Source organism: Rathayibacter sp. AY2B9, from assembly GCF_002931595.1.
GTDB lineage: Bacteria > Actinomycetota > Actinomycetes > Actinomycetales > Microbacteriaceae > Rathayibacter.
This window is the reverse complement of record NZ_PSUB01000002.1, coordinates 254,305-277,347: the sequence shown is the minus strand read 5'-3', so window position 1 is coordinate 277,347 and position 23,043 is coordinate 254,305. Positions and strand designations below refer to the sequence as shown.

Sequence of the window (23,043 nt, the reverse complement as noted above, 5' to 3'; positions counted from 1 at the left end):
CCCGGCGGCTCCCGCGTCCCGCCGCCGGGTCAGCGCCCGGCGTTGGCTTTGAGCCAGAGGTAGGAGTCGACCTTCGTCACGCCGTCGAGGCGGATCTCGAAGTGCAGGTGCGGGCCGGTCGACATGCCGGTCGTGCCCACCAGGCCGAGCAGCTGGCCGACCTTCACCGGGTCGCCCTCGTTCACGGCCGCCGAGCCGTGCTGCATGTGCGCGTACACGCTCGAGACGAGCTGCCCGTCGATCTCGTGGTCGACGATCACGTGCACGCCGAGCGAGCCCTCGCCGTCGATGACCGTGCGCACGACGCCGTCGGCGATCGCCTGGATGGGCGAGCCGTCGCCCGGGTTGAAGTCGGTGCCGCCGTGGTTCACCGAGCAGCCCGCGCAGTTGCGGTAGCCGAAGCGGTCGCCCACCGGCACGCCGACGGCGAAGGGCCACTGGATCGACGCGTTCGGGTCGTTCGTGAAGCCTGTGTCGGAGGTGCGGACGATGTCGGCGACGTTGGTCTGCGTCTTGCGCTCCTGCACGCCGAAGCCGTCGCGGGCGACCGTCTCGGCGCTGACCTCGCCGGCGACGAACGACTGCGCGCCGCGGCGGGCGTCGGCGCCGAAGGGGGTCGAGAGGCTCTGCGCCTGCACGTCCTCCGCGGTCAGGAGCGATGTGGCCGGCAGAGAGGTCGCCGCCACGATGGCCGCGACGAAGGAGAGGGCGACGAGTGGGCCGACCCGGGCCCGGCGCACGGGCCGGAGCGGCGTCGCGCGCGGTGCGGGGACGGGGGCCGGGGCGCTGCGGACCGAGGCGACGCGGCGCTCCGCCTCGCGCAGCTGCTCCGCCGTGGGAGCCGCGAGGAGGTCGTCGGAGCCGCTCGCGAGCGAGACGTCGGAGGCGAGGGCCAGAGCGCGCTCACGCTCGCGGAGCTCGCGACGGGAGAGGGGTGGAGTCGATTCGCCGGGGGTCGATGCAGGGGCAGCGGGGGCGGGCGAATCGGGGCTCACGAAGTCGATGTCTTCCGTCGGGGGCAGGGGACGAGCGGGCCTCCAGGGAGAGGCACCGCTCGGTTACGTGAGCGCAGCCTGTGCGAACATCACGAATTCATAAAGGATAACCGCGGCCGGCGGGATCCGGCCAGAGGCCGCCGCGCACAGGCGCGATCGGGGCACGACTCGCGGCGAGCCCCGGCGGGATCCTGCGCCGATCCGCCTCTCGACGCACGGAATCCTTGCCGGCTCGGCCTGGGAGAGCGGTTACACCTCGTCCGCACGCAGGCGGCGCAGCAGATCCTCCAGCTCGGCGAAGAGAGGATCCGGTGCCGCGATGAGCAGCCCGGAGCCGAAGGGTGCGCCGTCGAGTCCCGCGACCCGCGCACCCGCCTCCTCGGCGATGAGGGCGCCCGCAGCGAGGTCCCACGGGTTCAGGCCCCGCTCGTAGTACGCGTTCAGCCGCCCGGTGGCCACCGAGCACAGGTCGAGCGCCGCCGAGCCGATGCGGCGGATGTCGCGGACCGAGCCCAGGAGCTCCTGCACTACGGCGCCCTGACGCATCCGGCGGCCCGCGTCGTAGCCGAAGCCGGTGCCCACCAGCGCGAGCGAGAGGGAGGAGGGAGCCGAGACCTGCAGCACGACTCCGTCCCGCTCGGCTCCCCCGCCTCGGCTGGCCGTGGTCACCTCGCCCGTCGCTCCGTTCACGACCGCGCCGGCGAGCGCGGTCCAGGTCGCGGGATCCGGCTCCCCCTCCACCACAGCGATGCTGACCGCGTAGGAGGGGATGCCGTAGAGGTAGTTGACGGTCCCGTCGATCGGATCGACGACCCAGGTCAGCCCGCTCGTGCCGCCCCCCGACCCCGACTCCTCGCCGAGGAAGCCGTCGTCCGGACGCGCCTCGGCCAGGCGCCGGCGGATCAGCTCCTCGACCTCCCAGTCCGCGGCCGTCACCACGTCCTCCGGAGACGACTTCGACGCGGCGATCTCGACACCGTCCTCCCGCCGCTGGCGGGCGAGGTGCGCCGCCTCGACGGCGATCGAGCGGGCGATGGCGAGGAGGGGTGCGTTGTCGCTCATGGCCCCAGCCTAGGGATCGGGCCCATCATGAGGGGATGAGCACCCCTATCGCCCTCACCGGAGCCACCGGAGCCGTCGGCGGCCGCGTCGCGCGCGAGCTCGCCGACGCCGGTCACGCCCTCCGCCTGCTGGTCCGCGACCCGTCCCGCGCGCCCGAGCTCCCCGGGGCCGAGGTGGTGCGCTCCTCCTTCGCCGACGCGGGCGACTCGCTCGAGGGCGTGCGCCTCCTCCTGATGGTCTCCGCCTCCGAGAACGAGGAGCGCCGCGCCGAGCACCTCGCATTCGTCGACGCAGCCGCCGCCGCGGGTGTCGAGCACGTCGTCTACACCTCCTTCGCCGGAGCCGCACCCGACGCGGTCTTCACCCTCGCCCGAGACCACGCGGCCACCGAGGACGCGATCCGGAGCTCCGGCATGGGCTGGACGTTCCTCCGCGACAACCTCTACCTCGACTTCCTGCCCGCGATGCTCGGCGAGGACGGCGCGATCCGCGGACCCGCGGGATCGGGCCGGGCCGCCGTCGTCGCGCGCGAGGACGTGGCCCGCTCGGCCGCGGCTGTCCTCCGCTCCCCCTCCGAGCACCGCGGAGCCGCCTACGAGCTGACCGGGCCCGAGGCCCTCACCCTCGACGAGGTCGCCGCGACACTGACGGCGGCGGGCCGCCCCGCCGTCTACGTCGATGAGACCCTCGAGGAGGCGTACGCATCTCGCCGCCGGTGGAACGCACCGGACTGGCAGCTGGACGCCTGGGTCAGCACCTACTCCGCGATCGCCGCCGGACAGCTGGAGCACGTCTCGGGCGACGTCGAGCGGCTGACCGGACGGCCGCCGCTCTCCCTCGCGGGGTTCCTGGAGCAGGAGGCGCGGGGCTGAGGCGACGGCGCGGGCCGGACCGACGGCGCGGGCCGGGACGACGGCGCGCGAGGTGCGACGGGACGAAGAGGCCGGGCCCGGCGATTCGCCGGAGCGGCGATCCGCCGGAGCGGTGCTCCCCCGGAAAGGCACTCCCCCGGAAGGGCGATCCCCCGACATGCGGAACGCCCCGCGCATCTCGTGATGCCGGGGCGTCTGCTGGTGTTCCTGCTCGGTGGCGAGTGAGGGATTCGAACCCCCGAAGGCTACGCCGTCTGATTTACAGTCAGATCCCTTTGGCCGCTAGGGTAACTCGCCGTGGCGCACCCGACCGCGTGTTCACAACCGGAGGCGCTCAGCAAGGATACCCACGCGACCGGCGGATCGGAAATCGGTGCCACGCGGCCTCAGTCCGCCTCCGCCGCGTAGCGGGACGCCGCCTCCGCGACCTTCCCCGCGTAGCTCCCGGCCGGGTTGTAGGCCGCGATCGCCGCCCGCCATCCCGACTCCGTCGAGAGGTCGCCGCCGGCGTCGCAGAGGTACCGGGCGGCGGTCACCGCCTGCTGGTCCACGTTCTGCGGATCCCATCCGCTCGACGCCCACGCCATCCACGTCGCCGGGATGATCTGCAGCGGACCCATCGCCCGGTCGACCTCGGCGTCGCCGTCCAGAGCCCCGCCGTCGTTGTCGGGGACCCGGTCGAAGCGCGTTCCGTCCAGGCGCGGACCGTAGATCGGCTCCGTCGGCCGCCCGTCCTCGCCCAGCTCGCCGCCGTCGATCGTGCCGTGCCTGCTCTCGACGTAGCCGATGCCGGCCAGGGTCGCCCAGTCCAACCGGCAGTCGGGGTCGACCGACGCCGTGAGGAGGGCCGTGCCCGCGTAGGCGGTGAGCGCACGCAGCGGGATGCCGCTCCCCTCGGACGCCGTGCCCAGCCACGCCTCGTCGGCGAGCAGTCGCACCGGCGTCGCCGCGGCCTGCTCGGGATCCTCCAACACGACGGGGTCGGCCGCGACGGGAGCGGTCGCCGCGGGAGGGACGGTGGACAGGCCCTCCTCGACCGTCAGCGCGGGCGGCCGCTGGCCGCAGCCGGCCAGGAGGAGGCCGGCGAGCGGGACGAGGACGAGAACGGGGAGGCGGCGCACCCCTCAGAGGTACCAGCCGCGCCTGGGGCCGGGCTCCGCCACGCCTGAAAGCTAAACTCGGAGCCATGGCAGATTCAACGTTCGACGTCGTCAGCAAGATCGACAAGATGGAGGCGGACAACGCCCTGAACCAGGCCCACAAGGAGGTCGAGCAGCGCTACGACTTCAAGAACGTCGGCGCCTCGATCGCCTGGAGCGGCGAGAAGATCCTGATCAAGGCCAACACCGAGGAGCGGGCGAACGCCATCCTCGACGTCTTCCAGTCGAAGCTGATCAAGCGCGGCATCAGCCTCAAGAGCCTCGACGCGGGCGAGCCCTTCGCGTCCGGCAAGGAGTACCGGATCGAGGCCACCCTCAAGGAGGGCATCGACCAGGAGCACGCGAAGAAGATCAACAAGCTCATCCGCGACGAGGCGCCGAAGTCGGTCAAGTCGCAGATCCAGGGCGACGAGCTCCGCGTCTCCTCGAAGAGCCGCGACGACCTCCAGGCGACCATGGCGCTCCTGCGCGGGGCCGACCTCGAGCTCGACCTCCAGTTCGTCAACTTCCGCTGAGGAATGACGCACACGGGAGCACGCGCGTGACCGCCGGAATAGACGAGCCCGACCGGCGGGGCCGCACCGGACTCGACAGGGACGGGCTCGACCTCGTCGGGAACCCCGACGTGGTCGTGAAGGAGGTCACCCTCCTCTCGAGCGACTGGTACGTCCTCCGCACCACCCGCTTCGACTACCGGCACCGCGACGGCAGCTGGACGAGCGAGCAGCGCGAGACGTACGACCGGGGGAACGGCGCGGCGGTCCTGCTCTACGACGCCGACGCGCGCACCGTCGTCCTGATCCGGCAGTTCCGCTACCCCGCGTACGTGAACGGCGACCTCGACGGGATGCTCCTCGAAGTGCCCGCCGGTCTCCTGGACGAGGACGGGCCCGAGGAGGGCGCCCGCCGCGAGGCGTCCGAGGAGACCGGACTCGAGGTCGACCGGCTCGAGCACGTGTTCGACGCGTTCATGAGCCCCGGCTCGGTCACCGAGAAGCTGCACTTCTACGCGGGGCGCTACCGCGCGGGGACCCGCAGCGGAGCGTTCGCGGGACTCGCCGACGAGGGCGAGGACATCGAGGTCCTCGAGCTCTCGTTCGACGAGGCGCTGACCCAGATCGGCGTGCAGATCGTCGACGCGAAGACGATCATGCTCCTGCAGTGGGCGGCCCTGTCCGGCCCGTTCTCGCGCTGACCCGCGGACGTCGCGGCTGCGGACGCGTCAGCGCGCGTACTCGGCGAGGGCGCGTCCGGTCAGCGTGTCCGCCGCCGCGAGCCCGACCGGAGTCCCCTCGAAGACGATCGTCCCTCCGTCGTGCCCGGCTCCGGGCCCCACGTCGATGATCCAGTCCGCGTGCGCCATCAGGGCGCGGTGGTGCTCGATCACCACGACCGAGTTCCCGGAGTCGACCAGCCGGTCGAGCAGTCCGAGCAGCGTGTCGACGTCCGCGAGGTGCAGGCCCGTGGTCGGCTCGTCGAGCAGGTAGACGGATCCGGACGAGGCCATGTTGATCGCGAGCTTGAGGCGCTGACGCTCGCCCCCGGACAGCGTGTTCAACGGCTGTCCGAGCGTGAGGTAGCCGAGACCGACGTCGACGAGACGGGCGAGCACCGTGTGCGCCGGTCCGCTCGCGAAGAACTCCGCGGCGTCGACGATCGGCATCGAGAGCACCTCGTGGATGTTCCTCCCGCGGAGGCGGTACTCGAGCACCTCAGCGGTGAACCGCTTGCCGTCGCACTCCTCGCAGACCGACGAGACCGTCGCGGCGGGGCCCAGCTCGGTGAAGATCATCCCGGCCCCCTTGCAGACGGGGCAGGCGCCTGCCGAGTTCGCGCTGAAGAGCGCCGGTCTCACACCGTTCGCCTTCGCGAAGGCCGCCCGGATCGCGTCGAGGACACCGGTGTAGGTCGCCGGATTGCTGCGCCGCGACCCGCGGATCGGCGACTGGTCGGCCACCACCACGCCCGGCCGACCCGCGAGCGAGCCGTGCAGGAGCGACGACTTGCCCGAGCCGGCGACTCCGGTGACGACGGTCAGCACGCCCAGCGGGACGTCCACGTCGACGCCGCGGAGGTTGTGCGTGGAGGCCCCGCGGATCTCCACCGCCCCGGTCGGACGGCGCACGGCCTCCTTCAGCGGGACGCGGTGACCGAGATGACGGCCCGTCAGGGTGTCCGACGTGCGCAGCTGCGCCACCGTCCCCTCGAACCGCAGCTCGCCGCCGTGCGCGCCGGCCCTCGGACCGAGGTCGACCACGTGATCGGCGATCTCGATGATCTCCGGCTTATGCTCGACCACCAGGACGGTGTTGCCCTTGTCCCGCAGGCGGCGCAGCAGCTCGATCATCCGCGAGACGTCGTGCGGATGCAGACCCGCCGTCGGCTCGTCGAAGACGTACGTGACGTCCGTGAGGCTCGACCCCAGATGCCGCACCATCTTGACCCGCTGCGCCTCACCGCCCGAGAGGGTGCCCGACTCCCGATCGAGCGACAGGTAGCCGAGGCCGACCTGGACGAGGGCGTCGAGCGTCCCGAGGAGGGTCTCGACGATCGGAGCGACGGACGGCGCCTGCAGTCCGCGGAGCCACGCGGCGAGGTCGGTCGCCTGCAGCGCGGCGCACTCGGCGATGTTCCGGCCCCCGATGCGCGACTCCAGTGCGGCGCGGGTGAGCCGGCCGCCTCCGCACTCGGGGCAGGCGGCGAAGGTGGCCACCCGCTCGGCGAAGGCGCGGATGTGCGGCTGCGCCGCCTCCTTCGCCAGGTAGAGGCGGGTGACCTTCACCAGGAGGCCCTCATAGGTCATCGTCATCCCGGCGATGGCCATCTTCGTGGCCGGACGGTAGAGGAACGCGTCCATCTGCTCGGGCGTGAAGTCGGCGATCGGCACATCGGCCGGATAGAGGCCGGACTCGGCGAGGCCCTTCCAGTACCAGCCGCCGACGACGAAGTTGGGGATCGCGTCGAGAGCACCGCCCTCGAGCGACTTCGAGCGGTCGATCAGCGCGTCGAGGTCGATGCTCGACACCCGGCCCGTCCCCTCGCACCGGGGGCACATCCCCTCCGGCAGGTTGAAGGAGAACGCACCGCTCGTGCCCGCGTGCGGGTCGCCGATCCGGCTGAAGAGGATCCGCAGCATCGTGTACGCGTCGGTCGCCGTGCCGACCGTGGACCGGCCGTTCGACCCCATCCGCTCCTGATCGACGACGATCGTGGCCGACAGTCCGTCGAGCGACTCCACGTCCGGGCGAGCCGGCGACCCCATGAACTGCTGCACGAAGGCGGAGTAGGTCTCGTTGATGAGGCGCTGGGACTCGGCCGCGATGGTGCCGAAGACCAGCGACGACTTGCCGGAGCCCGAGACCCCGGTGAACACGGTGATCCTCCGCTTCGGGATGTCGACGTCGATCCCCCGGAGGTTGTTCTGGCGCGCACCGCGCACCCGGATGACGTCGTGGGGCGCGGCCGTGGTCATGCTGTCTCCGTCCAGAGCGGTGCCCGAATCCTAGAGGAGGCGCAAGGCGTCCACGCCGGAACGACGAACGGCCCTCCGGACTGCACCGGAGGGCCGTTCGGAGACCACGCGTCAGAGCGCTGCCGGCTCCGCCCGCGAGATCGCGATCATGTCCTCGCGGGGAACGACCTTCACCCGCGCACGGCCCTCGGGCTCGCCGAGCGCCATCTCGTGCTCGTCCAGCCGGTGCCAGCCGTCGAGATCCGTGTAGGCGATCTCCCGCTCCTCGAGCAGGGCGACCACGGCCGCCTCCTCGGGGTGCTCGGGCGTCCACCAGGACGCCTGGTCGTTGAGCACGTGCGCGACAGTCTCCATGGCGTCGGACTTGGTGTGCCCGATGAGGCCCACCGGTCCGCGCTTGATCCAGCCGGTCGCGTAGACGCCGTGGACCTGCTGGTCCTCGTCGTCCAGGACCTGGCCCTCGCGGTTCGGGATCACGCCGCGCATCTCGTCGAACGGGAGGCCGTCGAGCGGCGAGCCGAAGTAGCCGACCGCGCGGTACACGGCCTGCACGGGGACCTCGCGGATCTCACCCGTGCCGCGCACTCCGCCCTCGCCGTCCGGCTCGGTGCGCTCGTACCGGATCGCGCCGACCCGACCCGATCCGTCGTCCACGAACTCGAGCGGCTTCGCCCAGAAGTGCAGGTGGAGACGACGCGAGGCGCTCCCGACCTCGCGGGTGCGCCACTGGTTGAGCACCCGGTTGATGACCATGACCTGCTTGTTGGTCGCGATGGCGGCCTCCGAAGCGGGATCGAGGTCGAAGTCCTCGTCGGCGACGATCATGTCGACGTCGCGCAGCTCGCCCAGCTCGCGCAGCTCCAGCGGCGTGAACTTCACCTGAGCGGGACCGCGGCGCCCGAAGACGTGCACGTCGGTGACGGGAGAAGCCTTCAGCCCCTCGTAGACGTTCGGCGGGACCTCGGTGGGCAGGAGGTCCTCGGCGTGCTTCGCCAGCATCCGCGAGACGTCGAGCGCCACGTTGCCGTTGCCGATGACGGCGACGGAGGACGCCTCCAGCGGCCAGGTGCGCGACACGTCGGGGTGGCCGTCGAACCAGCTGACGAAGTCGGCCGCACCGTAGGAGCCCTCGAGCTCGACACCCGGGACGTCGAGCGGAGCGTCCCGGACGGCGCCGGTCGCGAAGATCACGGCGTGGTAGTGCCGCTTGAGATCCTCGAGCGTGATGTCGGTCCCGAAGTGCACGTTGCCGAAGATGCGGATGTCGCCCCGGTCGAGCACCTCCCGCAGCGCGGTGATGATCCCCTTGATGCGCGGGTGATCGGGCGCCACGCCGTAGCGGACCAGGCCGTAGGGCGCGGGCAGGTGCTCGAACAGATCGATCGAGACGTCGTACTTCTTCTCGGCCTTGATCATGAGGTCGGCGGCGTAGATGCCCGCGGGACCCGCACCGACGATGGCCAGCCTGAGCTTGGTCATTGCGTTCCTCCTGCCGGGGCGCCGCAGCGCACAACCGGTCTCATTCCTGCGGCGCAGGGCGCGCCGCGACGATCGGGGTCAGCCGTTGCGCTCGACGACGGTGTCGGCGAAGCGCGTCAGCGCCTTGCGGACGGAGCCGTCGGGCAGCGGAGCGAGGGCGGCGACGGCCTCGTCGGCCCACCGGTGGGCCTCGGCGAGGGTCTGCGCGGTGACGTCGTGATCGCGCAGCTGAGCGATGGCGTCCGAGATGTCGGCGCTCTGCTCCTCCGTGTGCGCGATGGCGTCGTTCGAGCGGCTCACATAGCTCTCGATGCGGGCGAGGAGAGCCGCGGCCTCCCTATCGGAGGAGGCGCGCTCGCGCAGGCGCAGGATCGGCAGCGTCGACACGCCGGCGCGGATGTCCGTGCCGGGGTTCTTGCCGGTCTCCTCCGGCTGGGGAGAGAGGTCGATGACGTCGTCGACGATCTGGAAGGCGACGCCGATCTTCTCGCCGAAGACGCGCATGGCCTCCTCGTACTCCTCCGGAGCCTCCGAGAACGCGACTCCCGTGCGGCCCGCCGCGGCGATCAGGGACCCGGTCTTGTCGGCCAGGACGGACAGGTAGTGCTCGACCGGGTCCTCGCCGTCGGTCGGGCCGACCGTCTCGTGCAGCTGCCCGAGGACGAGCCGCTCGAACGTGTCGGCCTGGAGCCGGATCGCCTTGTCGCCGAGCTCGACCATCAGCTGGTTCGCGCGGGCGAAGAGCAGATCGCCCGTCAGGATGGCCACGTTGTTGCCCCACACGGTCTGCGCCGACGGGACGCCGCGGCGCTTCTCCGCCTCGTCCATGACGTCGTCGTGGTAGAGCGATGCGAGATGGGTGATCTCGATCGCCTGCGCGCCCAGCAGGACCTGCGGCGTGTTTCCACGGCCCAGCGACGCGGCCAGGAGGGTGAGCATCGGGCGCACGCGCTTGCCGCCCGCCTCGAGGAGGTACCGGGTGGAGACGTCGGCCACGGCGTCCGCGAAGGACAGCTGCCGGACGAGACCCTCCTCGACCTGCTCCAGACCCGCGTCGATCGTGCGGGCGAGAGCCCGGTCCGACGAGGAGGAGAAGATGCGCTCGGAGAGGCCGAGCTGCGCCGTCAGAGACGGGCTGCGACGGGCGACGGGCGCAGTGGCGTTCACAGGGAAACCCTAACGTCTCGGCCTGTGCGGACCCCGGTCGTCATCGGGTCGCCGCGATCGGCTTGACGCCGCGGTGCAGCGCCACGATGCCCGCGGTCAGATCGCGGTAGGCCACACGCTCGAAGCCCGCCACGCGGAGCCAGGCGGCGACGACGCTCTGCTCCGGCCAGGCCCGGATGGAATCGCCGAGATAGTCGTACGCGGGATTGTTCGACGACGCGAGGCGCACAACGGCGGGCATGACCCTCGACAGGTAGAAGTCGTACGCGGCGGCCAGCGGAGCGATCGGCGGAGTCGAGAACTCGCAGATCACGACCCGGCCGCCGGGCTTCAGCACACGCAGGAACTCGGCGAGCGCCGTCCTCGGCTCGGCCACGTTGCGCAGACCGAACGAGATGGTCACGGCATCGAACGACTCGTCCTCGAACGGGAGATCCATCGCGTCGGCCTGGACGAACTCGATCCGGTCGTTGCCCGCCTGACGGCGACGGCCGACGGCGATCATCCCCGGGGAGAAGTCGGCTGCGACGACCTGGGCGCCCGACCGCGCCAGCGACGCGCTCGACGTGCCGGTGCCGGCCGCGATGTCGAGGATGCGCTCACCGGGAGCAGGGTTGACGGCGCGCGTCGTCGCGATCCGCCAGAGCCGGTCGTTCCCCACCGAGAGGAGTCCGTTCACCAGGTCGTAGGCAGGAGCCACGGTGTCGAACATCGAGGCGACCTCGTCGGGCCGTTTGGTGAGGTCTGCCTTCGTCACGATCCGCAAGTCTACGGCGAGACGCGGGACGGCGGCTGTGCATCCGCCGTTCCGCGTCCGGTCGGCGCGCTCCCCCATGGGGAAGCGCCGGGACCGCCCCGCTCCGCCTCGCGCGGCGGCCCCGGACCGGATCACGGTAGCAACGGAGCCCTGCGCCCCGAGCCCCGCGGCATGGGACGTCCCACCTTCTGGCGCGGGCGTACCCTGCTGAGGTGACGCTCATCGGCGCTGGAACCCCCCTGCTGCGTGCGGAGACGACTCCACTGGACTCTCCGCAGTCGCTCCTCTCCCACTCCGACCCGAGGCGGCCCCTCCTCTGGCAGCGCGACGGCGCCGGCCTCAGCGGACGCGGCGAGGCCCTGCGCCTCGAGTTCTCGGGCCCGGAACGGCTGCGGGATGCCGCGGCGGCCTGGCGGCGGCTCTGCGACGCGGCGACGGTGGAGGACCGGGTCGAACTGCCCGGGACGGGGCTGGTCGCGTTCGGGACCTTCGCTTTCTCGAGCCGATCCGAGGCGACGAGCGTGCTGATCGTGCCGCGCACCGTGATCGGGACGCGCGACGGCCGGTCATGGCTGACGCGGATCACGATCGGCGAGGCGGAGAGACCGTATACGCCGGGCGAGGAGCCGCTGGGGGCGGAGTACCACGTGCCGCTCTCCCCGGGTGCGCTGTCGCCGGACGGGTACCGCGCAGCGGTAGCTGCCGCGGTGGAGACGATCCGGGCGGGTGAGCTGTCCAAGGTCGTGATCGCGCGCGATCTGAAGGGGCGGCTCCCTCCGGGGGCGGACCTGCGCCGGATGCTGGGTGCGCTCACCGAGCGTTACCCGGACTGCTGGGGCTTCGCCGTGGACGGATTCCTCGGCGCCAGTCCGGAGACGCTGGTCGCGGTCGATCGGGGCGAGATCTCGGCGAGGGTGTTGGCCGGCACGGCTGCACGCGGAGCGGACCCCCTCGCCGACGCGGACGTGGAAGCCGCTCTGCTCGAGAGTCCGAAGGACCGCTCAGAGCACGCTTTCGCTCTCGCCAGTCTGGTCCGGGAGCTCGAGCCCCACACACGGGAGCTGACGGCCACCGCCGCCCCGTTCACGCTCCGCCTGCCGAACCTCTGGCACCTCGCGACGGACGTGCGAGGAATTCTGGACGACTCCTCCAGCGCGCTCGATCTCGTCGATGCTCTTCACCCGACCGCCGCAGTGGCCGGCACTCCGACCGCCGACGCCCTTGCGCTCATCGAGCACCTGGAGCCCTTCGACCGCGGTCGGTACGCAGGACCCGTCGGCTGGATCGACGGCAACGGCGACGGCGAGTGGGCTGTCGGACTCCGCAGCGCCGAGGTCACGGCCGAGGGCGCGGTCACGGCCTGGGCGGGCGCCGGCATCGTGGCCGACAGCGTTCCCGAGTCCGAGCTCGCCGAGACCCGCATGAAGTTCCGCCCGATCACCGACGCGCTGGCCTGACGCACGTCGGGAGTCGTTGAAGCCGTCGGCTACCCGGCGCCTACCCCGCCGGGTCCCCGTCGAGCCGGGGAGCACCCGGCCGTTGTCCTGCGCCCACCGGCGGACGCCCGGGCAGCGCCGGCGGCCGGGTCGTCACGCGACGGCCGGTCGGTGTGGTCCAGTCCGCTGTGCCGTCCGGATGGAGCAGATACGTCCAGCGGTCGCCGTGGCGCACGTGGTGGTGGGCGACGCACAGGGAGGCGAGGTTGTCGGGAGTCGTCTCTCCCCCGTTCCGCCATTCGACGCTGTGGTCGGTCTCCGTCGAGGACGCCGGCCGGGTGCAGCCCGGGAAGCGGCAGGTCTGGTCGCGGAGGCGGACCAGCAGCCTCATCCTCGGCGGCGGGAGGCGGTGGCGGCGCCCGACGGAGACGACCGCGCCGGTCTCCTCGTCGGTCAGCACGGGAGTGAAGGCGGCGTCGTCGTCGATGAGCGCTCGCACCGCCCTGGCGGGGATCGGCCCGTAGCCGTCGAGCTCGGCGGCCGCCTCGTCGTCACCCGCGGCGGTGCTCGCTGCCACGGTGACTCTCACCTCGGCGCGCAGCCCGGTCGAGGGCGCCGCGGCGCCCTCCGGAGTGGTCCCCGCCACGTCCCCGCGGCAGAGCAGGTCGGCCCACGCATCGGCGCGGAGCTGCGCCAGCGTCCGCAGATCGCGGTCCCCTCCGGCGCCGTCCCGCAGGTCCCTCGCGATGCGGTCGAGTCGGGCGAGCGCTCCGACGGCCTCGGGCGCGGGGACGTGCGCGCAGACCGTCGCCATGCCGTCGATCCCGGCTGTCATCCACACCCGGCGGTCCTCGCGGGCGCGAGCGTGCCGCTCGGTGAGGGGCTCGTCGTGCAGCTCCTCCCGCACCCGCGCGAGGGCGTGGCGCAGCTGCCCCGGGGTCAGCGTCTCCGCGAGGTCGACGGCCCGGTCGTCGTAGGCCGCGCGCGCCGCTGCGGGGAGGGTCGCCGCGACGGAGCAGATGAGCTGGCCGGCCTCCCAGCGCATTCTGGCGTCGGCGAGCGCGGAGCGGGTCCGCGGCAGCTCCTCCATCAGGAGCGAGGCGTGCAGCAGCTCCCTGGCGGCGGTGCGCTCGGAGACCCCGAGGGCGACGGCGAACTCCGCTCGGATCGACCGTTCGACGAGGTCCGTCGCATCCTCGCTGTCCGCCGAGGAGCCTCGGGCGAACGCGTCGGGACAGGTCAGCGCCGCGCAGTGTCCCGCGTACAGCGCCTCCGCCGCGGACAGGAGCACCGGGGAGGCACTCCTCGCGAGCGCCGCCGCCCGGTCGCCGAGGGCGAGGACCTCTCCTCGCACGGTCTCCGCATCAGCCATTCCTCCAGCGAAGCAGCAGCTGACGAGCTGCGGAGCTCGAACGAGGCGTCCCCGGGAGAACAGCGTCCGACGACGACCTGTGGAGGACCGTCCGACCGGACCCGCGCGGACTCAGCGCTCGAGCCGGATCTCCACGATGCCCGGCCCGTCACCCGGCGAGGTCAGCGCCTGCTCCAGCTCGCCGCGCGTCGCCGCACGACGGTGGCCCCACCCGTAGGCGCGCGCGAGAGCCTCCAGATCGGCGTTCTGCGGGGTGAACTGCACGCGGTCGAACGCATCGGGATGCGAGCTCGACGCGACCTCGAGTCCGTCGAAGATCGTGCCGCCCCCGTCGTTCACGACGACGAGCTGCACGCGCGGGCGTCGCTCTCCGGGCGGGAGGAGGAGGCCGCCGGCCTCGTGGAGCAGAGTGAGATCGCCGAGGACCGCCCGGGTGACTCCGCCGGCTCCCTGCTCGGTCGCCTGCGAAGCCACCGCGATCCCGAGAGCCGTCGAGATCGTGCCGTCGATGCCGGCGAGGCCGCGGTTCGCCAGGACGGATATCCGCTTGCCCGGCAGGGTCCCGTCGGCGACGCGGATCAGCCGCGACGCTCCGAACAGCAGCCGGTCGTGCGGCCAGGTGACCTTCCAGACCGCGGCGACGACGAAGTCGCGGGTGAGCGGTGCCCTGATCGCGGCGAGGGCGTTGCGCGCGTAGCCGAGGCGGTCCTCGATCGACATCGACCCGGCGTCGGGGACCTCGTCCAGCTCGTCGGGGTCGACAGTCAGGGCGCGGCTCGCGGACACCCAGGATCCGGCCCAGGCGCGCTCGCCGCGCTCGGGACGCGGCGATCCCTCGGGGCGGACCACGTCGACGCCTCCGACGCGGCGGGCGCGCCGGCCGGGATTGTAGAACTGCTCGCGCACGGCGTCCACGACGATCACCTCGACGTCCTCGCGCCGCAGCAGCTCGGGGACCTCGCGGGAGAGCGTCGGGTGTCCGAGCACGATCGCCCGGCGGATGCATCCGCCGAAGTCGGGCTCGCCGAGCAGGCGACGCCAGGCGACGACGAGCTGCGGTCCGAAGCGGGCGCCGGAGGAGACCTCGGCCAGCAGCGGCCAGTCGCCGGCGCGAGCGATCTCCTCGGCCGCGGCGCCCGCATTGTCCCCGGCGATGACGACCGTGAGCGGCTCACCGGGACCGGCGGTCACGACGGCACGCGGGATCCCGGATCCGACAGCGGGCGACGAGACCGGTTCGATCCCCTCCATGTCGGGCAGAGCGGAGGAGAGCGGGTCGCGGAAGGAGAGGTTCAGGTGGACCGGCCCGCGGCGCGCCGCGGTGACGGCACGATCGGCGAGCGCCCGCGCGTCCTCGGGCCGGGAGGCGTCGTCCGGAGCAGCGACGTCCTCGAACAGCCGCACGGCTCGCCCGTACAGCTCGCGCTGCTCGGCCGTCTGGTTCGAGCGGATGCCGCGCAGCTCGTCGGGCCGGTCGGCGGTCAGGACGATCATCGGCACGTCCGAGGCGTCCGCCTCGAGCACGGCCGGGTGCAGGTTCGCGGTCGCCGTGCCGGAGGTCGTGATGACGAGCGCCGGCATCCCGGATTCGAGGGCGAGGCCCAGCGCCAGGAACCCAGCGGAGCGCTCATCGATCCGCACGTGCAGCCGGACGTCGCCGCGGGTCTCGAGCTCGGCCGCCACCAGGGCGAGCGCCTGCGAGCGGGAGCCCGGAGCGACGACGACGTCGCGGACGCCGAGCGCGACGAAGCGGGTGAGGAGGTCGACCGCGAATCGGGTGGAGGGGGCGACCGGCCGGTGCTCAGGCATCCCGGCGGCCGGGGCCGTCGGCCTCGCCCTGCTCGTCCATGTCGGCGAGGTCGCGCTCGAGCTGGGCGATGCGCTCGGCCTGCAGGCGTTCCTCCTCGGGGTCGCGCTCGGTGCGGAGGGTGCCGAGGAAGTCGGGGTCGTCGTCCGGAGCGGTGTAGCGGCGGCCGGCGGCGCGCTGCTTGCGGGGACGGCCGATCCAGAACCACAGTCCCGCACCGATGACCGGGAGGATCAGCACCACCAGGAGCCAGGACCACTTCGGGATCGCCCGCACGGCGTGACGGTTGCTCATCGCGACGTCGATCACGGTGTAGACCGTGAAGACGGCGAGGGCCACGAGCAGGCCGATGACGAGGCGGATCATGGACACGAGTCTACGTCCGGCACCCCCGTCGGGGAGGGTCCGCACGGACGCTGGACAGGAGGCTCCCACGGTGCTCACGGAAGCGCGTGCAGGGGCCGACGTACACTGTCCCGGTGAAACTGAGCCGCGCGGTCGTCGTCTACTCGCTCCTGCGCCTGGCGATGTTCGCCGGCGTCTTCGTGCTGGTGTACCTGCCGGCGCGCACCTTCGTCGACTCGGAGCTGACGGCAGCGGTCACCGCGGGCTTCGTCGCCGCGATCGCGAGCCTGTCCCTCTCCTACATCCTGCTGAGGAAGCCCCGCGAGCGCATCGCGGAGGCGATCTACGAGCGCCGCAAGGACGTCCCGCGCGCTCCGACCGACGACGACGTCGAGGACGCCGCGGTCGACGCGACCCGCGACGACCGCTGAGCCGGGCGATCCCGCCGGCGAGGGCTCCCCTCGGACGCGCTGACCCCGCTCGCACCAGGCCCGGCACGCAACAGCCGATTTCACCCGAATCCGGCCCACCCGAGCCCGCCTCGTGCGAGCCGCCGCTCTAGAACGCCAGCGCCGCCCCGAGGATGACCGCGTAGGCGAGCCCGCCCAGGCTTGTCAGCTGCAGCGCCAGGATGAGCTCCTTCGCCGTCTTCGCCGTCAGGGTGATCAGGATGGCCGGCAGGATCATCAGAAGCACGAAGAGCGTCAGCCACGCCAGCGGGTAGAACAGCGCGAGGATCACCGCGATGCCGAACGGGATCAGCACGAAACCCGTGTAGATCGCTCGGGACACGGCCGGTCCTGCGAGCACCGCGAGGGTCCGCTTACCCGAGAGGCGGTCGGTCGGGATGTCGCGGATGTTGTTGACCATGAGCACGGCGCAGGCGAACAGGCCCGCCGCCACGGCGCCGAGCCACGACTCCTGGTTGGTGCGGCCGATCTGCACGAACGTGGTGCCGACGGTGGCGACCAGGCCGAAGAACACGAAGACGAAGAGCTCGCCGAGCCCGAGGTAGCCGTAGGGGCGGCGTCCGCCGGTGTAGAACCAGCCGGCCGCGATCGCCGCCGCGCCGACGATCAGGAACCACCACTGCCCCGAGAGGGCGGTGAGCACGAGGCCGGCGACGGCCGCGATCCCGAAGAAGACCAGGGCGACGGTGAGCACCTGGCGGGGCTTCGCCGCTCCGGAGCCGGTCAGCCGCGAGGGTCCGACGCGGTTGGCGTCGGTGCCGCGCACGCCGTCGGAGTAGTCGTTGGCGTAGTTGACGGCGATCTGCAGGGCGAGCGAGACGGCCAGGCAGAGCAGGGCGCGCACCCAGTGCCAGCCCTCGTCGACGACCTGGGTCGCTCCGGTGCCGATGAGCACGGGGGCGACGGCCAGCGGGAGGGTGCGGAGGCGGGCGCCGGCGATCCACTCGCGGGGACCGGCGGGCTTCACGACGACCGCTCGCGGGCTGCCCCCGGGGCGGCCGCTGGAGGACTTCTTCTTGCGACTCGTACTCGACACGGAGGGAATCCTACCCACCGGCCCGTCGACGCTCGGAGCCGGTCAGGCCTGCTCGGCGAGCACCTCGAGGGCGCGGCGGTCGGGCTTCCCGGAGGCGAGGAGGGGGATGCGGCCGACCGGCAGCACGGCCGCGGGAGCGGCGGCGCGCCCGAGGCGGTCGGCGATCAGGGCGCGCAGGTCGGTGAGCGCGGGAGCCTCCTCCGCCGTCACGACGACCGGGACCTCGCCCCACTGCTCGTCCGCCCGCCGCACGACGACCGCGTCGGGGACGGTCCCCTCGCGCAGCACGGCCTCGACGGCGTCGAGCGACACCTTCTCCCCGCCCGACACGATCACGCGGTCGAGCCGACCGGTCACCCGGAGGCGCCCGTCGACGATCGACCCCGCGTCGCCCGTGCGGTACCAGCGCTCCCCGTCGAGCTCGAGGAAGGCGGAGGCGCTGCGCTCGTGGTCGATCGCGCCGTCGGCGTCGAGGTAGCCCTCCGCGAGGGTCGGGCCGCCGAGCAGCACCTGCCCGTTCTCGACGCGCATCCGCACGTCGTGGAGCGGGACGCCGTCGTAGACGCAGCCGCCGGACGTCTCGCTCGATCCGTAGGTCAGGCGGATGCGCGCACCGAGGGCGGCGGCGCGGTCCCGCAACGGCTGCGGCGTCGCCTGGCCGCCGATCAGGAGCGCGTCGAACGAGCGGAGCGCCTCGGCCGCGGCCGGATCGCGCTCGGCGAGATCCAGCAGCCTCGCGAGCTGCACGGGGACCAGCGAGGAGTACCTCCGCTCCCCCGCCGGCATCGTCCGAGCGAGAGCGAGGAAGGCCGCCGCGTCGAAGCCGCCGGCCGGGAGGACGACCGGGTCGGCCTCCGCCGTCAGCGAGCGGACGAGCACCTGCAGTCCCGCGACGTAGTGCGTCGGCAGGCAGAGCAGCCAGCGTCCCGGCCCGCCCAGCTCGGCGAGGGTCGCGGAGGCGCTGGTGAGCAGGGCCGCTGTCGAGAGCGCGACCCGCTTGGGCGGCCCCGACGAGCCCGAGGTCTCGACGACGACGGCGACGCGCTGGGGCACGACGGCGCCATCGGAGGCGGTCGCGGCGCCGGGGGCGGAGACGCGGATCGCCGGGCCGCTGCCGTCCAGGGCCGCGCGCAGAGCGAGGAGGACGGCCTCGACCGTCGCGTCGACACCGGCGAGCGGGCGGGTCACCTGCGTGCCCTCCGGCTCAGAACTGCCACGGGAACGGCGACCAGTCGGGCTCGCGCTTCTCGAGGAAGGAGTCGCGTCCCTCGACGGCCTCGTCGGTGCCGTAGGCGAGGCGCGTGGTCTCGCCCGCGAAGAGCTGCTGGCCCACGAGGCCGTCGTCCACGGCGTTGAACGCGTACTTCAGCATCCGGATGGCCGTGGGCGACTTGGTGAGGATCGTCTCGGCCCACTCCACCGCGGTCGTCTCGAGCTCGGCGTGCGGGACGACCGCGTTCACGGCGCCCATCTCGTAGGCGCGCTGCGCGGAGTACTCCCGCGCGAGGAAGAACACCTCGCGCGCGGCCTTCTGCCCGATCTGGCGGGCGAAGTACGCCGAGCCGTAGCCCGCGTCGAAGGAGCCGACGTCGGCGTCCGTCTGCTTGAAGCGCCCGTGCTCGGCGGAGGCGAGGGTGAGGTCGCAGACCACGTGCAGCGAGTGCCCGCCTCCCGCGGCCCAGCCGGGGACGGCCGCGATGACGACCTTCGGCATGAAGCGGATGAGGCGCTGCACCTCGAGGATGTGCAGGCGGCCGTTCCGCGCGGAGTCGATGCCCTCGGCGGTCTCGCCGTCGGAGTACCGGTAGCCGTCGCGGCCGCGGATCCGCTGGTCTCCCCCGGAGCAGAACGCCCAGCCCCCGTCGCGCGGGCTCGGGCCGTTGCCGGTGAGGATGACGACGCCGACGCGCGGGTTCGTCCGGGCGTCCTCGAGGGCGCGGAACAGCTCGTCGACCGTGCGCGGCCGGAACGCGTTGCGGACCTCGGGCCGGTCGAACGCGACCCGCGCGATGCGGCCGGAGCGGTCGTGGTGGTAGGTGATGTCCTCGAGTGCGTCGAAGCCGTCGACGGCCGCCCAGCGGTGCGCGTCGAACAGTTCGGAGACCTGCGTGCTCATGTCATGACCCTACTGATCCGGACTGCACGGCGACTCGACACCGCTCGGGCAGACGGAAGGGGACCCCGCTGACGCGGAGTCCCCTTGCCGGTGCTCGCCCCTACTTGGCGGCGGAGGTGGTGCGGTTCTCGGCCGACACCATCCAGGCGTACTGCTCGAGGCTCTGGATGATCGCGTGGAGGAGATCCGCGCTGGTCGGGTCCTCCTCGTCCACCTGGTCGTGGACCTCGCGCATGGTGGCGGCGGTGTTCTCGAGGCGGATCGTGACCAGGTCGACGGTCTCGGCCGTGTCGATCTCGCCGTGCGGGTACTCGGGGAGGGTGGTGGTCGCGGCGACGGTGTCGCTGCGGCCGTCCGGGATCCCGTGGAGGGCGCGCATGCGCTCGGCGATGTCGTCGCTGAACTCGCGCGCGGCCTCGATGATCTCGTCGAGCTGCAGGTGGAGGTCGCGGAAGTTCTTGCCGACGACGTTCCAGTGGGCCTGCTTGCCCTGGACGTGGAGCTCGATCAGGTCGACGAGGACGATCTGGAGGCTGTCGAGCAGCTCCTTGGAGGCCTTGAAGCCCTTCTCGGCGTTCTGACGGCGGCTGGTCTTGGCACCGGAGCCCGCGGGGGCTTCGACGTGGCGTTCGAGGGTGGTGGTCATGGACCGTTCCTTTCTCTTGCAGTGCCGGGTGCGGTGTCCCGCCCCGAGTCTGGCTTCTTCGGCTGGACGGCGCCCGCACGCGCGGGGTGCGCGCGCTGGGCGGGGCCCGTGGTTGCGGGGATCAGATCGTGGCGACGGATCCGGAGTCGACGCGGTAGTTCGAGCCGTTCACGAACGAGGCGCGGTCGGAGCAGAGGAAGGCGATCACGGCTGCGACCTCCTCGGCCTCGCCCCGGCGCTTCAGCTCCATGTACGGCCGCTCCTCGTCGAGGAAGGACGAGATCGCCTCGTCGACCGAGGTGCCCCTCTGCTCGGCGCGCTTGGACATCATCGCGTCGGTCATCGGAGTGCGGATGAACGCAGGCGAGACCGTGTTCACGAGCAGGCCCTCCTGCGCGTAGGAGCGCGAGAGGCCCTTGGCGAAGGCGAGGACGCCCGCCTTCGCGGCGCAGTAGGGCAGTTCGTCGTCGTAGGGCTGCACGGCGTCCTCGGAGGCGGTGAGCACGAGCCGGCCCCAGCCTCCGGTGCGGAGGTCGGGGAGGAACTCGCGCACGAGCCGCACGGGACCGAGCAAGTCGACCTCGAGGGTGCTGGTCCAGCCCTCGTCGTCGATCTCGGGGAAGAGGCCCTGCGCCCCCGTGACTCCGGCGCACTGCACGAGGATGTCGATCGCGCCGACCGCTCCGGCCACGCGGCGGTGCAGCTCGGCGAGCTGCTCCGTGCTGGTGACGTCGGCGGCGAAGGCGTGCAGGCGGCCCTCCGGAGCGTCGAGCCCGGCCGCCGCCCGGTCGAGCTCCGCCTGGTCCTTGTCGGTGATCACGACGGTCGCGCCCTCGGCGAGGAGGAGCTGCGCCGTGGCCAGGCCGATGCCGGAGTCGCCTCCGGTGACGAGGGCGATGCGGCCGCTGATGCCGAGATCCATGCTGAGGTGCTCCTTGTGGGTGCGGTGCGAGGGGGTGGTACCGGTCTACGCCCCTCGGAGCCGGCCCTCAACGGGTTGCGCGGACGCCGTCGGCGGGGTTACGCGCGGCCGACCTTCTCCGGCGCCAGCTCCTCGATGGTGATGGCCGCGTTGATCAGCGCGAGGTGGCTGAGCCCCTGCGGCAGGTTGCCCCAGAAGGCCAGGTCGTCGACCGCGATCATCTCGGACATGATCCCGACGTCGTTCGGGACCGTGGCGACGAGCTCGTCCATCAGGGCGACCGACTCGTCGTGCCGACCGACGCAGGCCAGGGCGGACGCGAGCCAGAACGAGCAGGCCACGAACGGGTGCTCCTCGCCCTCCATGCCGGAGTAGCGGAACAGCAGCGCGCCGCGGCCGAGCTCCTTCACCAGGGCGTCGATGGTGGAGATCATCCGCTCACCGCGCTCGTAGCCGCTGGGCGCGTGCAGGAGCACCGAGGCGTCCAGCTCCTCGCTGCCCGGGTACATCACGTAGGAGCCGAGCTCCTCGGACCAGCAGTGCTCCTCGATCCACTCGCGGATGCGGTCGCGCTCGAAGCGCCAGCGGTCGGGGCTGCCCGCGACCTGGCCGAGCTCCGCCAGGTGCACGGCTGCGTCGAGCGCCTGCCAGCAGCCCATCTTCGAGGAGGTGTAGTGCTGCTCCTCCTCCAGCTCCCACATGCCCGCATCGCGGTTCCGCCACAGGTCGCAGGTGGTGTCGGCGACGCGGGCGAGGAGCCGACCGGTCTGGATGTCGAGGACGTTGCCCTCGTCGACGTAGATGCGGCAGATGTCGAAGAGGTCGCCGAAGACGCCCAGCTGCAGCTGGCTCTGCGCTGCGTTGCCGGCGACGACCGGGCCGATGCCGGCGTAGCCCGGGACGTCGAACTCCTCCAGGACGGTCGGCATGGAGCCGTCGAGTCCGTAGAAGATGTGCAGGTCCGGCCCGTGCTCCTTGATCGTGCGGAGGAGCCAGGACAGCGCGGCGTGCGTCTCCTCGCGCAGGCCGAAGCGCACCAGCGCGTGCATCGTGTACGCGGCGTCGCGCACCCAGGCGAAGCGGTAGTCCCAGTTCTTGCCGCCGTTGGGCGACTCCGGGAGCGACGTGGTCGCGGCCGCGGCGATGGCTCCTGTGGGCGAGTAGATCAGCAGCTTGAGCGCGAGGGCGCTGCGCTGGACGGCCTCGGACCACGGGCCGTCGTAGGAGAACTCCTCCGACCAGTCCTGCCAGCTGCGGATGGTGCGGTCGATGCCGCGGTCGACGTTCTTCGCGACCGGGAAGTGCAGCGGCTCGTCGTGCGTGGCCGACACGACCAGGACGTGCCGCACGGCGTCCTTGCCCGCGGTGACGACGAAGGAGCCCGTCAGCTCGTCGCCGGCGCCGGAGGGCGCGTCGTCGCCGTCGGGCCCGTGCTCCTGGCCGGTGACGCCGATGGTGATGTCGCCGGCGCGGATGAGCGAGCGGCCGTCGGCGTTCTGGATCCACGGGGAGAACCGGCCGAGTCCCGTTCCGGGACGCACGGCCCACCGCATCCGCACCTCGCCGTCGACACCGTCCACGCGGCGCGCGAGCTCGGCCCACGGGAGGCGGCCCGCGATCCCGGTGACGAGCGCGTCCGTCACGCGGACGGTGCCCGACTCGGTGGTGAAGGTGGTCTCGAGGACGTTCGTGTCGCGGATGTAGGCGCGCGAGACCTCGGCGGGCTCCTCGGGGGCGAGCTCGACGCAGCCGCCGGACTCGGCGTCGATCAGGGCGGCGAAGGCGGGGGTGGAGCCGAGGTCCGGGACGGGCATCCAGTCGACGCTGCCGTCCTTCGCGATCAGGGCGACCGTGCGACCGTCTCCGATCGCGGCGTAGTCGCGCAGGGGCCTGGTCGAGCGGGGTGCAGCCATCCCCTCACCGTAGGGC

At 72.4% G+C, this 23,043-nt stretch carries 21 protein-coding genes and 1 tRNA gene; 5 read left to right on the top strand and 17 right to left on the bottom strand.

Annotated elements, in window-relative coordinates; all coding sequences use genetic code 11:
* Positions 1-29: 29 nt before the first annotated feature.
* Positions 30-995 carry a M23 family metallopeptidase gene (locus tag C5C25_RS16935; protein WP_181133625.1) on the bottom strand — a complete coding sequence of 322 codons (966 nt, stop codon included), beginning with the start codon at positions 993-995 and terminating at the stop codon, positions 30-32.
* 249 nt (positions 996-1,244) lie between these two features.
* On the bottom strand, positions 1,245-2,057 hold the full coding sequence (locus C5C25_RS03960) for an inositol monophosphatase family protein (RefSeq protein ID WP_104249787.1): 813 nt from the start codon (positions 2,055-2,057) through the stop codon (positions 1,245-1,247).
* 35 nt (positions 2,058-2,092) lie between these two features.
* On the opposite strand from C5C25_RS03960, the gene C5C25_RS03955 reads away from it, so the two are divergent.
* On the top strand, positions 2,093-2,929 hold the full coding sequence (locus tag C5C25_RS03955; RefSeq protein ID WP_104249786.1) for an SDR family oxidoreductase: 837 nt from the start codon (positions 2,093-2,095) through the stop codon (positions 2,927-2,929).
* 215 nt (positions 2,930-3,144) lie between these two features.
* Here C5C25_RS03955 and C5C25_RS03950 read toward each other — a convergent pair.
* Both C5C25_RS03950 and C5C25_RS03945 read right to left on the bottom strand, forming a co-directional pair.
* Positions 3,145-3,226: transfer RNA gene (locus tag C5C25_RS03950), tRNA-Tyr, on the bottom strand.
* Between the two features lie 89 nt (positions 3,227-3,315).
* Positions 3,316-4,050, bottom strand: a complete 735-nt coding sequence (locus C5C25_RS03945; RefSeq protein WP_104247936.1) for a hypothetical protein — start codon at positions 4,048-4,050, stop codon at positions 3,316-3,318.
* Positions 4,051-4,115: 65 nt separating this feature from the next.
* On the opposite strand from C5C25_RS03945, the gene C5C25_RS03940 reads away from it, so the two are divergent.
* Together C5C25_RS03940 and C5C25_RS03935 are read left to right on the top strand one after the other, a co-directional pair.
* Positions 4,116-4,604: a YajQ family cyclic di-GMP-binding protein gene (locus tag C5C25_RS03940; protein ID WP_104223606.1), complete on the top strand. Its 489-nt coding sequence runs from the start codon at positions 4,116-4,118 to the stop codon at positions 4,602-4,604.
* Between the two features lie 26 nt (positions 4,605-4,630).
* The gene (locus C5C25_RS03935) at positions 4,631-5,284 is read left to right on the top strand and encodes an NUDIX domain-containing protein (RefSeq protein ID WP_104249785.1); all 654 of its coding nucleotides are present in this window, start codon (positions 4,631-4,633) and stop codon (positions 5,282-5,284) included.
* A 27-nt stretch (positions 5,285-5,311) separates the two neighbouring features.
* On the opposite strand, the gene C5C25_RS03930 is transcribed toward C5C25_RS03935, so the two are convergent.
* The 4 genes from C5C25_RS03930 to ubiE all read right to left on the bottom strand — a co-directional run bounded on the left by C5C25_RS03930 (position 5,312) and on the right by ubiE (position 10,964).
* Positions 5,312-7,561 carry an excinuclease ABC subunit UvrA gene (locus C5C25_RS03930; RefSeq protein ID WP_104249784.1) on the bottom strand — a complete coding sequence of 750 codons (2,250 nt, stop codon included), beginning with the start codon at positions 7,559-7,561 and terminating at the stop codon, positions 5,312-5,314.
* A gap of 111 nt (positions 7,562-7,672) precedes the next feature.
* Complete coding sequence (locus tag C5C25_RS03925) at positions 7,673-9,040, bottom strand: FAD-dependent oxidoreductase (RefSeq protein ID WP_104249783.1); 1,368 nt, start codon at positions 9,038-9,040, stop codon at positions 7,673-7,675.
* A 78-nt stretch (positions 9,041-9,118) separates the two neighbouring features.
* Positions 9,119-10,207, bottom strand: coding sequence for a polyprenyl synthetase family protein (locus tag C5C25_RS03920; protein ID WP_104249782.1), 1,089 nt, complete (start codon positions 10,205-10,207; stop codon positions 9,119-9,121).
* 40 nt (positions 10,208-10,247) lie between these two features.
* Positions 10,248-10,964: a bifunctional demethylmenaquinone methyltransferase/2-methoxy-6-polyprenyl-1,4-benzoquinol methylase UbiE gene (ubiE, locus tag C5C25_RS03915; RefSeq protein ID WP_258069331.1), complete on the bottom strand. Its 717-nt coding sequence runs from the start codon at positions 10,962-10,964 to the stop codon at positions 10,248-10,250.
* Positions 10,965-11,176: 212 nt separating this feature from the next.
* Between ubiE and C5C25_RS03910 the strand changes: the two genes are divergently transcribed.
* Positions 11,177-12,421 carry an isochorismate synthase MenF gene (locus C5C25_RS03910; RefSeq protein WP_374955567.1) on the top strand — a complete coding sequence of 415 codons (1,245 nt, stop codon included), beginning with the start codon at positions 11,177-11,179 and terminating at the stop codon, positions 12,419-12,421.
* 40 nt (positions 12,422-12,461) lie between these two features.
* Here C5C25_RS03910 and C5C25_RS03905 read toward each other — a convergent pair whose 3' ends face one another.
* The 3 genes from C5C25_RS03905 to C5C25_RS03895 form a co-directional block, all read right to left on the bottom strand.
* Positions 12,462-13,772, bottom strand: a complete 1,311-nt coding sequence (locus C5C25_RS03905; RefSeq protein WP_104249780.1) for an HNH endonuclease signature motif containing protein — start codon at positions 13,770-13,772, stop codon at positions 12,462-12,464.
* Between the two features lie 111 nt (positions 13,773-13,883).
* A complete protein-coding gene (gene menD / locus C5C25_RS03900; protein ID WP_104249779.1) occupies positions 13,884-15,581 on the bottom strand; it encodes a 2-succinyl-5-enolpyruvyl-6-hydroxy-3-cyclohexene-1-carboxylic-acid synthase in 1,698 nt (565 codons plus the stop codon).
* Complete coding sequence (locus C5C25_RS03895; protein WP_104225908.1) at positions 15,574-15,945, bottom strand: PLD nuclease N-terminal domain-containing protein; 372 nt, start codon at positions 15,943-15,945, stop codon at positions 15,574-15,576. Before C5C25_RS03895 ends, menD begins: the two co-directional genes overlap by 8 nt.
* A 113-nt stretch (positions 15,946-16,058) precedes the next feature.
* On the opposite strand from C5C25_RS03895, the gene C5C25_RS03890 reads away from it, so the two are divergent.
* Positions 16,059-16,355, top strand: coding sequence for a DUF4229 domain-containing protein (locus C5C25_RS03890; RefSeq protein ID WP_104239140.1), 297 nt, complete (start codon positions 16,059-16,061; stop codon positions 16,353-16,355).
* A 127-nt stretch (positions 16,356-16,482) separates the two neighbouring features.
* Here C5C25_RS03890 and C5C25_RS03885 read toward each other — a convergent pair whose 3' ends face one another.
* The 6 genes from C5C25_RS03885 to C5C25_RS03860 all read right to left on the bottom strand — a co-directional run bounded on the left by C5C25_RS03885 (position 16,483) and on the right by C5C25_RS03860 (position 23,027).
* Entirely contained in the window at positions 16,483-17,430 is a 948-nt protein-coding gene (locus C5C25_RS03885; RefSeq protein ID WP_374953116.1) for a 1,4-dihydroxy-2-naphthoate polyprenyltransferase, read from the bottom strand.
* Between the two features lie 42 nt (positions 17,431-17,472).
* Entirely contained in the window at positions 17,473-18,618 is a 1,146-nt protein-coding gene (locus C5C25_RS03880) for an AMP-binding protein (protein ID WP_181133624.1), read from the bottom strand.
* A 16-nt stretch (positions 18,619-18,634) separates the two neighbouring features.
* A complete protein-coding gene (locus tag C5C25_RS03875; RefSeq protein WP_104249778.1) occupies positions 18,635-19,546 on the bottom strand; it encodes a 1,4-dihydroxy-2-naphthoyl-CoA synthase in 912 nt (303 codons plus the stop codon).
* Positions 19,547-19,646: 100 nt separating this feature from the next.
* On the bottom strand, positions 19,647-20,192 hold the full coding sequence (locus C5C25_RS03870; RefSeq protein ID WP_104223596.1) for a Dps family protein: 546 nt from the start codon (positions 20,190-20,192) through the stop codon (positions 19,647-19,649).
* 121 nt (positions 20,193-20,313) lie between these two features.
* A complete protein-coding gene (locus tag C5C25_RS03865; protein WP_104249777.1) occupies positions 20,314-21,114 on the bottom strand; it encodes an SDR family NAD(P)-dependent oxidoreductase in 801 nt (266 codons plus the stop codon).
* Positions 21,115-21,212: 98 nt separating this feature from the next.
* Positions 21,213-23,027 carry a glycoside hydrolase family 15 protein gene (locus C5C25_RS03860; RefSeq protein WP_104247930.1) on the bottom strand — a complete coding sequence of 605 codons (1,815 nt, stop codon included), beginning with the start codon at positions 23,025-23,027 and terminating at the stop codon, positions 21,213-21,215.
* Between the last annotated feature and the right edge of the window lie 16 nt (positions 23,028-23,043).